Below are 12825 nucleotides of genomic sequence, written 5' to 3'. Positions count from 1 at the left end.
CTGGGCGTCGGAGGACGGGTGGGCGACGCCGGGCGTCAGGGCGTCCGGCGACGACGATCCCACCCTCAGCGGCACGGCCCACCACGTCCTGGGCGCCGACACCGCCTCCACGTTGCTCGTCATCGCCATCTCGGGCGGGGGCGTGGGCCTGTTCGAGGTGCCGGCCGGCACCCCCGGCGTCACCGTGACCCGTGTTCCCGTCATGGACCCCACGCGGACGATGGCGCGCGTGGAGTTCGATTCCGTCACCGCGACCCCGATCCCGACCCGCCCCAGCTTCCTGGCCCGACTCCGCGCAGTGGGGTGGGCGGCGATCTCGGCCGAGCAGGTCGGCGCCGCGCGGGCCGCACTCGACGCGACCGTGCAGTACACGCAGGAGCGCACGCAGTTCGGCCGGACCATCGGCTCGTTCCAGGCCCTCAAGCACCGCATGGCGGACATGTACGTCAGGGCCGAGACCGCGGCGTCGCTGTCCTACTCGGCCGCGTCGATGGTCGCCGAGGCGCAGTCCCTCGGGGACGGGCCCGACTCCGACGACGCCGCCTACGCCGCGGAGATCGAGGCCGCCGCGGCCAAGGTGTACTGCTCCGAGGCGCTGCAGTGGATCACCGGCGAGGCCATCCAGCTCCACGGCGGGGTCGGGATCACGTGGGAGTACGACGTTCACCTGTACTTCAAGCGGGCCCACGGCACCGCTCAGCTACTCGGCCAACCCCACGAGATCCTGGCGGCGCTCGAGGTGGCCGCGGGCCTCTAGAATCACCTGCATGAGCCCCTTCCCCGAGCACGGACGGACCAACGACCAACGACTCGCCGAGGACCTGGCCGCACAGGCCGGACGGCTGCTCACCGACCTGAGGGTCTCCCGTGTCGCTCCGGAGGAACTCGGCGACTTCGCCGAGGGGGAGGCCCGCGCCGTGATCCTGGACCGGGTCGCGGTGGCCCGCCCCGACGACCTCGTGTTCGGCGAATGGAACCCGGACTCCCGGGCCCGCCTCGAGGCGGACCGCGTGTGGATGATCGACCCGCTGGACGGCGTCAGCTCGTACCGCACCGAGGGCCGCCCCGACTGGGCGGTGCACGTGGCCCTGTGGGAACGCGGCCCCGACGGCACCGGCGGGATCACCGCCTGCGCGATCGCCATGCCCGCGTACGGGCGGGTGATCACCGGCCGTGGTGCCACCACCTATCAGCCGATCTCCATCATCCGCGGGCCGCGCCCCGGCCCGCTGGTCCCGCCGCGTGAGGACGACCGCCTGCGCATCGCCGTCTCGGAGGCCGATCCCCCGGCGTTCGCGGAAGAACTCGCCGAGACCCTCGGCGCCTCCCTCACCCGCCTCGGTTCGGGCGGGGGCAAGACCGCCACCGTGGTGGAGGACGAGTGCGACGCCTACATCCACACCAGCGGCCACCACCAGTGGGACTCCGCGGCCACGTACGGGGTGGTGCGCCAGCGCGGACTGCACGCGAGCCGACTCGACGGCTCGGAGCTGGTCTACAACGTCGAGGAGAACGCGTTCCCCGACCTGCTCGTGTGCAAGGAGGACGTCGCGGACCGCATCATCGAGGCGGCGCGGGCGTACCTCTGACCTGGGTACCTCTAGTCCAGTACCTCTAGCCCTCCAGGCCCCGGTAGCCGTCGAACCGCTCGGCGACCTGGTCCTCGCTGAGCCCGTAGTCGGCGAGCGTGTAGCGGTGTGCGGGCGCCCGGTCGCCGGACAGACTCCGGGCGTTCTCCGCCTCGACCGCCTCGCGCACGCCCTCGTCGAGCTCGGTGCCCACCGCGGAGTACACCCGTTCGACCACTCCCGCCGGGTCCTCGATGAGCTCCCGGTGGTTGACGTCCACGAACGTCGCCCGCGAGCCCGGGTCGGCCTCGTGCCGGGCGCGCACCGCGTCGAACTCGGACACGCCCCGCGCCCACAGGTCGAGCTGCGAGGAGCCGATGTATTCCGGGGTGAACCGGGTCGACCAGTCCGCGGCGGTCCGGTGCGCCAGCGAGAACATGGACGCCATCGACTTCCGCGGATCGCGGTGCGTCTGCACCACCACGGCGTCGGGGTACACCTCGAGAAGCGCGTCGAGCGCGAACAGGTGGCTGGGGTTCTTGAGGACCCACCGCCGCCCGGGGTCGTCCGCCCCGATCAGCTGGAGGTTGCGCTTGTGCCGCCGGTACGCGGGCACCCAGTCCACTCCCTCGAGCCAGCGCGAGTATCCGTCGAGCCTGGCCAGGCACTCGTACGAGGCGGCCGTGGCAGATTGCCGGAGCAGCTGCCAGCACTCCTCCAGGTCGTCGGCGGAGATGTAGTGCACCCCTCCGTAGTCGGGGTTCTCCGACCTGAACCCGGCGTACAGGTCGCGCAGGCCGCGGTAGGTGGGGTCGTCCTCCCACTGCTCCCTCGGCGGCCGCGGCTTGGGCACCTCCGTGAGCCACAGCTCCAGCCCCTGGTTGGCGGGGTCGGCGCCGAGGAGCCGGTGCAGCGCAGTGGTCCCGGTACGGGGAAGCCCGGTGACGACGACGGGCCGCACGATCTCGACGTCCGCCTGGGCCGGGTCCGCGGAGAAGCCGGCCTGCGAGACGAGCCGGGCCACCATCGCGCCCTTGAGCACGGAGCGCCAGTACTTGCTCCCCGCCGGGGTGAGGCCCGCGTCGGAGTGCAGGGAGTCCAGCAGCACGCCCAGCGCCTCGCGGTGGCGGTCCTCGCCGTCGCCGAAGTCCTCCAACCCGATCGCCCGCGAGGCGCTCGCGTGCAGGTCCTCGACGGTGCCGACGTGCACCCGCTCCGTGTCGCTCACGGCCGACCCGGTCATGACAGCCCCCTCCGCGCGAACGCGTCCTGCCGCGCGGCGATCCGCTCGCGCCACTGCTCGGCGGTCACCCGCTGGTCGTCGTACCCGGGTACCTCGTCGGCGAGCCGGTCGAACGGCACCACCTTCACCGAGGGACCGAGCTCCGGCGTGACGGGCTCGCTCACCCGCTGCCAGCGGAACTGCATGATGCCCTCGCGGTGGCCCAGGGTCTCGATCCAGTTGGCCAGACCGGGATCGCGGTCGGCCACGACGAGGTGGATCATCCCGTCCGCGCCGACGTGCGCCTGGTCGGCGGTGAGGCTGGTCTGGTGGTGCACGTACTCGAGCGAGGCGTACCACATGCTGCCCAGCTGGAAGCCCTGGTAGGGCACGCCGGCGACGGGCACGGAGATCACCATGGCCTCGTCCGGCCCGAGTTCGAACACACCCGCGGAGGAGAACTGCGTGGTGAGGCCGCCGGGGGTCTGCCTCGGTTCGTTCAGTGTGTTGCGGACCTGGTCCCCGAAGAACCACGCGGGGAACGCCAGCCACGTCCGCAACCGCCCGATGAGCGCCTCGGCGAGCTTGGCGTAGAACTTCTCCTGACCGGCGAGCGTCACCGGCTCCGGCGCGGTGCCCACCGTGTCGACCCTCCGCAGGATCGCCGACCCGGCCACCTCACGGCTCCAGTCCGAGTAGACCTCGCGGACGGCGATCATCGAGGTCCCCGGGTGGAGCACCACGTAGCCGGCGTCGCCCTCGTCGTCGTCGTGCCTCGCCGGACCCAATCGGAAGCGATACCGTCCGTCGTCGCCGATCTCCAGCGCGCGGTCGTCGAACGCCGCGTGCGACGCGGCGCGCTCGTCGGCCGAATACGTCCCGGCCATGACCTGGAACGACAGGTCCGCCGTGGTGCCGCGACGGCCCTCGATGACGTACTCGGCGCCGTCGGTGAGGTTGGCGTAGAAGTACAGCGTGTCGGGGTTGTCCAGGCCCATCTTGGTGTACGGGCCCGTGGCCTGGAACAGCTGCGGGTGACTGCGACCGCGGTGTTGGCCGGTCTCGATGGCGCCGCGGATGGTCCCGAGCAGGTAGTCGAGCCCCTCCGCGACGTCCGCCTCGGTCCGCACGTGTGGCGCCGACCGGATGATCTCCTCGGCCTCGGCCAGGGCGCGGGCCAGCGGGCCGGTCGCCCCGGCCCCCTCCACCGGGTCCTCCTCCACCGTGCTCTCCCCCACCGTGCTCTCCCCCACAGCGCTCTCCCCCACCGTGCCGCTCACAGCCACGTGTAGGAGTCGGCGGATGTGATGAAGTTCTCGAGCTCTTCCTGCTCGGGCGTCGGATCCACGACGTCTTCCCCGATACTCAGGTAGGCGCCGCGGTAGAACAACAGCGGTCGGACGTCCCGCTCCGTCGGTCCGAGGTGGGCGACCCGCCCCAGGACGATCCAGTGGTCGCCGCCGTCGAGGACCTGCTCGATCTCGCAGTCCAGCCACGCCATCACGCCGTCGATCACCGGCGAGCCGAGCGGGCTCGGCGTCCAGTCGATCGAGGCGAACTTGTCGTCGCCGCGACGGCCGAACGTGGAGGACACGTCCTCCTGCTCCTCGGACAGGATGTTGACGCAGAACCTGCCGGCCGCCTCGATCCCCTTCCACGACCCCGACGTCTTCATCGGGCAGAACAGGACCAGGGGCGGCTCGAGGGAGAGCGCGGAGAAGGACTGGCAGGCGAACCCGACCGGCGCGTCGTCCTTGACCGCTGTGATGACGGTGATCCCGGTACAGAACTGGCCGAGCGCGTCGCGCAGTTCCCGGTTGGAGAAGCTCTGCCCCTCCGGGGGGTGGTCGGTGCTGCTCATCTGAAGTCGGTCCTCCCTGGACTCGGTCGTGCGCGGGCGTCATCGGGCGTCCCGGGCTCAGCTGGTCGACAACCCTGCTGCCCGGGAAACCAGCCTAGGCGTCTACTTGAAGCCGACGGAGAAGTCGTGGCCCCACAGGCTCACGGCGGTGGACTCCCGTGCCACCCAGTCCGAATCGTCGACCTGCACGCCCTCGCAGCCGTACTCGCAGTCGAATCCACCGGGCGTCTTCATGTAGAAGCTCAGCATCTTGTCGTTGACGTGCCGGCCGAGTGAGGCCGACATCCTGACCTTCTTGCGCAGTGCCCGGTCCAGCCCGAGTCCCACGTCGTCGGCCGACGCGACCTCGACCATCAGGTGGATGATCCCCGTGGGGTTGGGGAACGGGGTGAACGCCAGCGAGTGATGGCGGGGGTTGCAGCCGAGGAAACGCAGCCACGCGGGCTCCCCGTCGGCCGGTCGACCGACGATCTCCGGCGGCAGGCTCATCGAGTCACGGAGGGCGAACCCGAGGACGTCCCGGTAGAACTCCAGCGCCGCCGCCTCGTCCGGGGTGGAGAGCACGATGTGGCCCGCCCCCTGGTCGCCGGTGACGAACTCGTGCCCGTAGGGGGTCGGGATGCGGCGGTGCTGCAGAGCGATGGTGTGGTAGATCTCCAGCGTGAACCCGGCGGGGTCCTGGCAGGTGATCAGTCCGCGAACCCTGCGGTCCCGCTTCACCTCGTCCGGGGCGTCCTGCCAGGCCACCCCGGCCGCGTCGAGACGTCGCCTGACATCGTCGAGCTCCGCCTCGTTCGCGCACTCCCAGCCCACCGCGGCGAGCGCGTCCTCCGGTCCGGGGACGATGATCCACCGGTGCGGGTTCTCGTCCATACGGAAGTAGAGTGCATCCGGGTCGTCGCCCTTGCCCTCGACGAATCCGAGCACCTTGGTGCCGTACTCGCGCCAGGCGTCCATGTCGGTGGCGTAGATCCGCACGTATCCGAAGTTGCTTATTGCCATGCCAAGTCAGTCCTCTCGATCCGCTCGGGCGGATCAGACCATCGAATCCGTGACCTTTTCACCGAACTCGTTCTGTCCGTACATGATGTACGCCTTGGTCGCCTCGTTGGCCGCGTGCACCCGACCGGCGTTGGCATCGCGCCAGAAGCGCTGGATCGGCGAGGTGTCCTCGAGCGCGCGGGCGCCGGAGTTCTGGAACAGCAGCCCGATCGCGTCGATCGAGCGCTGGGTGGCGCGGACCTGGTCCCGACGGGCGCGGGTGCGGATGTCCATACCCGGGACGTCGCCGGCCTTGATCAGGTCCATCTCCTCGCGGACGTTCCGCATGAGCTGCAGCCACGCGGCGTCGATGTCACCCGCGGCCTCGGCGAGCCGGACCTTCGCGAACGGGTCGTCCTTGACCTTGGTGCCGAATGCGGCACGGACCCGCGCGCGCTGGTGCTCGCGGTGCACCTCGTAGCACCCGAACGCCATGCCGACGATCGGGGTGGAGATGGTGGTGGGGTGGATGGTGCCCCACGGCATGCGGTAGATCGGGTTGGTGTTGACCTCCAGCCCCGGGCTGGTCGTGTTGGCCATGTCACCGAAGGACAGCACGCGGTGCGCGGGGATGAGGGCGTCCTTGATCAGGATGTCGTTCGACCCGGTGCCCTTGAGTCCGGCGACGTGCCAGACGTCGAGGATCTCGTACTGGGACTTCTCCACCAGGAAGGTGCAGAAGTCGATCATCTTGCCGTTGCCGTCCAGCACGGGACCGCCCACGAACACCCAGTCGGCGTGGTCGCAGCCCGAGGACCAGGACCACTTGCCGTTGAGGAGGAACCCGTCGTCGGTCTTGGTGGCCGCGCCCATCGGGGCATAGGAGGAGGAGATGCGGACGGTGGTGTCCGAGCCCCACACGTCCTCCTGCGCCTGCTGCGGGAACAGGGCCAGGTGCCAGTTGTGGATCCCCAGGATGCTCGCGCACCACCCGGTGGACGGGCAGGCCGACGCGATGGTCATGGCAGCGGTGTAGAACGCCTCCATGTCCGCCTCGTACCCGCCCCACTGGGCGGGCTGACAGAGCTTGAAGAAGCCGGCCTCGTCGAGCTCCGCGATGTTCTGCGGATGGACCCTGCGCAGGTCCTCGGTCTCCTGCGCACGCTCGGCGAAACCGGGCAGCAGTGCTTTGATCCGGTCGATGACCTCGTGGTTGGCGTGCTCGCTCATGTGATCCCTCTCTGGCTTTTGTGGGCCGCTTGGCCTTAGACTAGAACACGTTACAGTTTTGCACCAGACTGAACCGCCCGGAACTCAGGCTATGGCACCCCGTGCCAGCGCCGACAGGGATTGGTTGTGACCGGCATCCCGATTCTATAACCTGTTCTCATCCGGCTCATGCCCTCAGGAGGATCATCATGACCGCACTCGGCTCGGCCCCCGGAGCTGTCCGCGAGATCGACACGGGCGAGACCCGGGATCGTTACGCGCGCGGCTGGCACTGCATCGGCACCGTCAAGGAGTTCAGCGACGGCGCCCCCCACTCCATCCAGGCCTTCGGCACCAAGCTGGTCGTCTGGGCGAACGACGAGGGTGAGATCAACGTCCTCGACGCCTACTGCCGGCACCTCGGCGGCGACCTCTCCGACGGGGAGGTCAAGGACGGCAACATCGCGTGCCCGTTCCACGACTGGCGGTGGGGCGGTGACGGCAAGTGCAAGGGCATCCCCTACGCCAAGCGCGTCCCGCTGCGCGCCAGGACCCGCGCCTGGATCACCAACATCCAGTCCGGCCAGGTCTTCGTCTGGCACGACCATGAGGGCAACCCGCCCCGCGACGAGGACGCGATCCCGGTCATCGCGGAGTACGGCACCGGCGAATGGACCGACTGGGAGTGGAACCGCCTCGTGATCGAGGGCTCCAACTGCATGGAGATCGTCGACAACGTGGTCGACATGGCCCACTTCTACTACATCCACTTCGCGTTCCCCACGTACTTCAAGAACGTCTTCGAGGGTCAGACCGCCACCCAGTACCTCAACACCAAGGGCCGGCCGGACCACGACCCGACGGGCGGCAAGTACGGCGACACCCTGCTCGAGTCCGAGGCGTCCTACTTCGGTCCGGCGTACATGATCAACCCCCTCAAGCAGATGTACGGGGACTTCGAGACCGAAGCGATCCTCATCAACTGCCACTACCCGATCGACCAGAACTCGTTCGTGCTGATGTACGGGCTGTCGGTGAAGAAGCCGGCGGGCTTCGACGACGCGACGGCCGCCAAGATGGCCGCGAAGATCGCCACCTTCTTCGGCGAGGGCTTCCTCCAGGACGTCCGCATCTGGCAGCGCAAGTCGCAGATCGCCAACCCGCTCCTGTGCGAGGAGGACGGTCCCGTCTACCAGCTCCGCCGGTGGTACGAGCAGTTCTACGTGGACCGCGACAAGGTCGAGCCCGAGATGCAGGAGCGGTTCGAGTTCGAGGTCGACACCACCGCCGCCAACCAGTACTGGGAGGGCGAGGTCGCCGAGAACATGCGCAAGCAGGAGGCCGGTGAGGCCGAGATCTCGGACGAGCAGACCCAGTACACCGGCATGGCCGAGGTCGCCGGGGAAGCGAGCGCCTCCCGCGCGGAGAAGTGATGTTCAAGCAACACGACTCGCGGCGCGCGCCCACCTGGGACGAGACCGACCCGGCGCGCGCCGCGCGGCTGCACGGCGACACCGATCTGGACCGCGAGACCTACACCCGGGCGGGTTTCCACCCCGTCGAGTGCCGCGCGTGCGGTACCTGTGTGTCCGTCCGGAAGAACAGCGAGAAGCACACCTCCATCCAGTGGACCGCGAGCAGTGACCGCGCGTGCCCCGTCCTCGCCGAATGGCGGGACGGCGGCGAGCGGCCGCAGGGGGAGGACACCTGCCCACGGATGCTCGCGAGCATCCGGTACGCCTACGCGGAGGGTCTGATCACCCTCGCCGAGGGTGTCGATCCTGCTGACGCCGATCACATGGTCAACCCGCTGTACGTCCCGGAGTAAGACGTCCGGGAGTGATCTCCCGCCCCGCCGCATTCAAGCGATAGGCTCCCAATCCATGACCGCCACCCCACAACTCGGCTCCTTCGTGCGCGAACTCTCGATCGCCGAGGTGATCGAGGAGACCGCCGACGCCAAGTCGATCGTCTTCGAGATCCCCGCCGGTGCCGAGGAGGACTTCCGGTACACCCCCGGACAGTTCCTGACCCTGCGGATCCCCAGTGACCAGACCGGGTCCGTGGCGCGCTGTTACTCGCTCTCGAGCTCCCCCACCGAGGACTCCCGACTCAAGGTGACCGTCAAGCGAACGGTCGACGGGTACGGATCCAACTGGCTGTGTGACAACGCCGAGGTCGGCATGACCATGCACGTGCTGGCCCCGTCGGGCATCTTCACGCCCAAGAACCTCGACCAGGACTTCATCCTCCTGGCCGCCGGCTCCGGGGTCACCCCGGTCATGTCGATCCTCAAGTCGGCGCTCGCCCAGGGCACCGGTCACATCGTCATGGTGTACGCCAACCGTGACGAGAAGTCGGTGATCTTCAAGGACGAACTGCAGGCCCTGCAGCGGGAGAACCCCGATCGGCTCACCGTGCTCCACTGGCTCGAGTCGGTGTCGGGCATCCCCTCCCCCGAGATGATCGGCAATCTCCTGCACCCGGTGGCGGCCAAGCGCCAGTCGTACATCTGCGGCCCGGCGCCGTTCATGGAGACCGTCAAAGACGGGCTCCGCCGCTCGGGTGCCGACATGCACCTCATCCACACCGAGGCGTTCTCCTCGATCGAGGGCGATCCGTTCGCCGAGATCGTGATCGACGACTCGCCTGGAGACGACGGCGCCGGGCCGGCCACGGCGATCGTGGAGCTCGACGACGAGACCCACGAGGTCTCGTGGCCCCGCAACACCCCGCTGCTCGACGTCCTGCTGTCGAAGGGCATCAAGGCGCCGTTCTCCTGCCGCAAGGGCGAGTGCTCCGCCTGTGCCTGCATTCTCAAGTCCGGCGAGGTCGAGATGATCCACAACGGGATCCTCGACCCGGAGGAGGTCGAGGAGGGGTACGTACTGAGCTGCCAGCTCCTGCCCAAGACCGATCGCGTCGAGGTCTCGTACTCCGAGTGACAGACTGCAGGGCGTGAACCACCCTGTCGTCACCTTCACCTCCCGATACGGCTCCACCCGCAAATACGCGAACGCTCTCGCCGAGAGGATCGGGACGCGCGCCGTGGATCTCGCCTCGATCGGGAACGCGGCCGCCGCCGACCCGTTGATCGTCCTCGCACCTCAATACGTCACGACGATCCTCGGTCGGCGACGCATCATCCGGGCGATCCGCTCGGCTCCGGGCCCCGCGGCCCTCGTCGTCGTCGCCCTGTCCCCCGCCGACGACCCTGGTCGCGGCACCCTCGCGCAGAAACTCGTGGCGGCCTCCGGTCGCGAGGTCACCGTCTTCCAGTTGCGCGGCGACCTGGACCCGGACCGGCTGCGGTGGGCGGACCGCGTACTCATGGCTGCCCTGCGCAGAGAACTGCGCAAGACGCCGGACGAACCGATGGCCCGCCTCCTGCTGAACCGCGAGCGGGTGGAGTTCGTCGACGAGTCCACCCTCGGGCCGATCGTGGACTGGGCGCAGGGTCACACCACGACCGGCACCTGACGGTCCCGTCGACGAACTGCCGCGTTCTGTACTGATGCGGTCTAGACGCCCGCCTGCTCCTTCTGGATCTCCAGCGCGATGTCGATCAGCTGGTCCTCCTGTCCGCCCACCAGGCGGCGCTCGCCCGCGCGGATGAGGATCTCCGATGAGGGCACGCCGTACCGGTTCGCGTGGCCCTCGGCGTGCTTGAGGAAGGACGAGTAACAGCCCGCGTATCCGAGCATCAACGCCGACCGGTCGACCACGCACTCGGTCGGCATGAGCGGCCGCACCACGTCCTCGGCCGCGTCGGCGATCTTGAAGAAGTCCACGCCGGTGGTGATGCCGAGCTTGTCGCACACGCCCACCAGTGCCTCGACGGGAGTGTTGCCGGCGCCGGCGCCGAAGCGGCGGGTCGAACCGTCGATCTGCTGCGCGCCGGCGCGGATGGCCATGATCGAGTTCCCGACGCCCACGTCGAGGTTCTCGTGCCCGTGGAAGCCGACCTGCGCGTCGTCGCCGAGCTCCGCGACCAGCGCGGCGACCCGGTCTGACACCTGGTCCATGACGAGCGCGCCCGCCGAGTCGACGATGTACACGCACTGACACCCCGCGTCGGCCATGATGCGGGCCTGCTTCGCGAGCACCTCCGGGGGTTGGGTGTGGCTCATCATGAGGAACCCGACGGTCTCCAACCCGAGCTCACGGGCGTATCCGAAATGCTGGATCGAGACGTCGGCCTCGGTGCAGTGGGTGGCGACCCGGCAGATCGACCCGCCGTTGTCCCGCGCGGCCAGGATATCGTCCTTGATCCCCAGTCCCGGCAGGGTGAGGAACGCGATCTTGGCCTGCGTGGCGGTCTCGGCCGCCACCTTGATGAGGTCCTGGTCGTAGGACTTGGCGAAGCCGTAGTTGAAGGACGCACCGCCGAGGCCGTCGCCGTGGGTGACCTCGATGACGGGGACCCCGGCCCCGTCGAGCGCCGCGACGACCTCGCGGACGTCGTCGACGGAGAACTGGTGCCGCTTGTGGTGCGAGCCGTCACGCAGCGACGAATCGGTGATGCGGATGTCGAGTTCAGGGCTGTACGCGCGGGCGTCTGCGTTGTACGGGTTGGTCCTGTCCATGGTCCTCACACTCCCAGCGTGGTGGTGGTGAGCTCGGTCCTGCCGAGCCGGGTCCGGGCGATGTCCTCGCCGACCTTCGTGGCGGCGGCGGTAATGATGTCGAGGTTCCCGGCATACGGCGGCAGGAAGTCCCCGGCCCCCTCGACCTCGACGAAGATGGCGACACGCGCCATCCCCCCGGTGATCTCGGTGGGCGGATCGAACTGTGGTTCCTGGAGCAGCCGGTACCCCGGCACGTACTCCTGGATCTCCTTCTCGCGCTTGCGGATGGCGGTGGTGATGAGGTCCTGGTCGGCGCCGGAGGGGATCGCGCAGAAGATGGTGTCGCGCATGATCATCGGGGGCTCGGCGGGGTTGAGGATGATGATCGCCTTGCCCCGCTTGGCGCCGCCGACCTTCTCGATGGCCAGCTTGGTGGTCTCGGTGAACTCGTCGATGTTCGCGCGGGTGCCCGGCCCCGCCGACTCGGAGGAGACCGAGGCGACGATCTCCGCGTATTCCACCGGGACGACCGAGGAGACCGCGTGGACCATCGGGATGGTGGCCTGGCCGCCGCAGGTGACCATGTTGTGGTTCGGCGCGTCGACGTGGTCGTGCAGGTTGGCGGGCGGGATGACCATCGGGCCCACCGCGGCGGGGGTGAGGTCGATGGCGGTGATGCCCGCGGCTTCGTAGCGGGGCGCGTAGGCCTTGTGGACGTAGGCGCTGGTGGCCTCGAACAGCAGGTCGGGCTTCTCGCCTCCCGCCTCGATCGCGGCCAGCAGTTCATCGGCCCCGCCAGACATGCAGGTCAGTCCGTGGTCTGCGGCGCGCTTCATCCCCTCGGACTCCGAATCGATGCCGATCATCCACTTGGGCTCGATGAACTCGCTGCGCTCGAGCTTGTACATAAGGTCGGTGCCGATGTTTCCCGACCCGACTATCGCGGCGGTGAGCATGGTCTTCTCTGTCATACCGACAGTCTCTCCACCTGTCTTCTCCGCCACAATCAGGCGTGCCGCTCAGCGGAACAGCTTGCGTGACGGAACCCGGAGTCGCCCGTCAGGCGGGGTGGGTGCGGTGGGCGCCTGGTGGGTTGGTGAGGTGGCCGTCGTCGGTGATGAGGCGGTCGAGGTGTTGGCGCCATCGGTGGTCGAGGATCCGGTCGCGCGCTTGGGCCAGGGGGCCGTGTGGGGTGGTGCGGTGTTCGTGTCCGGTTTCGGTGATGATGGTCAGTTCACCGAGTGGGCCGGGCCGGTAGGCGCAGTGGCCGAAGGTCTTCTCGCGGTGGTGCTTGCGGCACAGGCAGATCAGGTTCCACTCGGCGGTGGGTCCGCCCAGTTCCGGGCGCAGGTGGTCGAAGGCGATGACGTGGTCGATCTCGCAGTCGTGGGCGTCGACGGTGCAGCCGGGGTGGCG

At 68.9% G+C, this 12825-nt stretch carries 14 protein-coding genes; 6 read left to right on the top strand and 8 right to left on the bottom strand.

What is annotated here, in order from left to right:
* On the top strand, positions 1–757 hold a 757-nt coding region (locus G6018_RS16345), incomplete at its 5' end, for an acyl-CoA dehydrogenase family protein (RefSeq protein ID WP_182640189.1).
* 10 nt (positions 758–767) lie between these two features.
* Positions 768–1589, top strand: coding sequence for an inositol monophosphatase family protein (locus G6018_RS16340; protein WP_182640188.1), 822 nt, complete (start codon positions 768–770; stop codon positions 1587–1589).
* A gap of 25 nt (positions 1590–1614) precedes the next feature.
* Here the strand turns inward: G6018_RS16340 and G6018_RS16335 are convergent, their stop codons facing one another.
* The 5 genes from G6018_RS16335 to hsaA all read right to left on the bottom strand — a co-directional run bounded on the left by G6018_RS16335 (position 1615) and on the right by hsaA (position 6862).
* Positions 1615–2811, bottom strand: coding sequence for a sulfotransferase (locus tag G6018_RS16335; protein ID WP_182640187.1), 1197 nt, complete (start codon positions 2809–2811; stop codon positions 1615–1617).
* Positions 2808–3998, bottom strand: a complete 1191-nt coding sequence (locus G6018_RS16330) for a hypothetical protein (protein WP_182640190.1) — start codon at positions 3996–3998, stop codon at positions 2808–2810. Before G6018_RS16330 ends, G6018_RS16335 begins: the two co-directional genes overlap by 4 nt.
* Positions 3999–4066: 68 nt before the next feature.
* Positions 4067–4651, bottom strand: coding sequence for a 3-hydroxy-9,10-secoandrosta-1,3,5(10)-triene-9,17-dione monooxygenase reductase subunit (gene hsaB / locus G6018_RS16325; RefSeq protein WP_182640186.1), 585 nt, complete (start codon positions 4649–4651; stop codon positions 4067–4069).
* A 102-nt stretch (positions 4652–4753) separates the two neighbouring features.
* On the bottom strand, positions 4754–5653 hold the full coding sequence (hsaC, locus tag G6018_RS16320) for an iron-dependent extradiol dioxygenase HsaC (protein WP_182616990.1): 900 nt from the start codon (positions 5651–5653) through the stop codon (positions 4754–4756).
* A 33-nt stretch (positions 5654–5686) separates the two neighbouring features.
* On the bottom strand, positions 5687–6862 hold the full coding sequence (gene hsaA / locus G6018_RS16315) for a 3-hydroxy-9,10-secoandrosta-1,3,5(10)-triene-9,17-dione monooxygenase oxygenase subunit (RefSeq protein WP_182616992.1): 1176 nt from the start codon (positions 6860–6862) through the stop codon (positions 5687–5689).
* A 188-nt stretch (positions 6863–7050) separates the two neighbouring features.
* On the opposite strand from hsaA, the gene G6018_RS16310 reads away from it, so the two are divergent.
* Genes G6018_RS16310 through G6018_RS16295 form a run of 4 tightly spaced genes read left to right on the top strand, consistent with a single transcriptional unit; the run spans position 7051 to position 10321 of the window.
* The gene (locus tag G6018_RS16310; RefSeq protein WP_182616994.1) at positions 7051–8274 is read left to right on the top strand and encodes a Rieske 2Fe-2S domain-containing protein; all 1224 of its coding nucleotides are present in this window, start codon (positions 7051–7053) and stop codon (positions 8272–8274) included.
* A complete protein-coding gene (locus G6018_RS16305) occupies positions 8274–8669 on the top strand; it encodes a hypothetical protein (RefSeq protein ID WP_182616996.1) in 396 nt (131 codons plus the stop codon). The genes G6018_RS16310 and G6018_RS16305 overlap by 1 nt, the downstream gene beginning before the upstream one ends.
* A gap of 55 nt (positions 8670–8724) precedes the next feature.
* Positions 8725–9786 carry a ferredoxin--NADP reductase gene (locus G6018_RS16300; protein WP_182640185.1) on the top strand — a complete coding sequence of 354 codons (1062 nt, stop codon included), beginning with the start codon at positions 8725–8727 and terminating at the stop codon, positions 9784–9786.
* 13 nt (positions 9787–9799) lie between these two features.
* Positions 9800–10321: a flavodoxin domain-containing protein gene (locus tag G6018_RS16295; protein WP_182640184.1), complete on the top strand. Its 522-nt coding sequence runs from the start codon at positions 9800–9802 to the stop codon at positions 10319–10321.
* Between the two features lie 41 nt (positions 10322–10362).
* Here the strand turns inward: G6018_RS16295 and dmpG are convergent, their stop codons facing one another.
* The 3 genes from dmpG to G6018_RS16280 form a co-directional block, all read right to left on the bottom strand.
* Positions 10363–11427 (bottom strand): 4-hydroxy-2-oxovalerate aldolase, encoded by a 1065-nt coding sequence (gene dmpG, locus G6018_RS16290; protein WP_182611030.1) that lies wholly within the window; start codon positions 11425–11427, stop codon positions 10363–10365.
* A gap of 5 nt (positions 11428–11432) precedes the next feature.
* Complete coding sequence (locus tag G6018_RS16285; protein ID WP_182617001.1) at positions 11433–12380, bottom strand: acetaldehyde dehydrogenase (acetylating); 948 nt, start codon at positions 12378–12380, stop codon at positions 11433–11435.
* Positions 12381–12468: 88 nt separating this feature from the next.
* On the bottom strand, positions 12469–12825 hold a 357-nt coding region (locus G6018_RS16280), incomplete at its 5' end, for an HNH endonuclease signature motif containing protein (RefSeq protein WP_182640183.1).

This window comes from Dietzia sp. DQ11-44 (assembly GCF_014145205.1).
In the GTDB taxonomy this organism is placed as follows: domain Bacteria; phylum Actinomycetota; class Actinomycetes; order Mycobacteriales; family Mycobacteriaceae; genus Dietzia; species Dietzia natronolimnaea.
The sequence above is the reverse complement of the archived record's forward strand: the minus strand, read 5'-3'. Positions and strand labels throughout refer to the sequence as shown.

Bases quoted from the DNA above. Each gene is read 5' to 3' on its own strand.
- G6018_RS16340 (WP_182640188.1), top strand. From the start codon at position 768: ATGAGCCCCTTCCCCGAGCACGGACGGACCAACGACCAACGACTCGCC.
- G6018_RS16335 (WP_182640187.1), bottom strand. From the start codon at position 2,811: ATGACCGGGTCGGCCGTGAGCGACACGGAGCGGGTGCACGTCGGCACC.
- hsaB (WP_182640186.1), bottom strand. From the start codon at position 4,651: ATGAGCAGCACCGACCACCCCCCGGAGGGGCAGAGCTTCTCCAACCGG.
- hsaC (WP_182616990.1), bottom strand. From the start codon at position 5,653: ATGGCAATAAGCAACTTCGGATACGTGCGGATCTACGCCACCGACATG.
- hsaA (WP_182616992.1), bottom strand. From the start codon at position 6,862: ATGAGCGAGCACGCCAACCACGAGGTCATCGACCGGATCAAAGCACTG.
- G6018_RS16310 (WP_182616994.1), top strand. From the start codon at position 7,051: ATGACCGCACTCGGCTCGGCCCCCGGAGCTGTCCGCGAGATCGACACG.
- G6018_RS16305 (WP_182616996.1), top strand. From the start codon at position 8,274: ATGTTCAAGCAACACGACTCGCGGCGCGCGCCCACCTGGGACGAGACC.
- G6018_RS16300 (WP_182640185.1), top strand. From the start codon at position 8,725: ATGACCGCCACCCCACAACTCGGCTCCTTCGTGCGCGAACTCTCGATC.
- dmpG (WP_182611030.1), bottom strand. From the start codon at position 11,427: ATGGACAGGACCAACCCGTACAACGCAGACGCCCGCGCGTACAGCCCT.
- G6018_RS16285 (WP_182617001.1), bottom strand. From the start codon at position 12,380: ATGACAGAGAAGACCATGCTCACCGCCGCGATAGTCGGGTCGGGAAAC.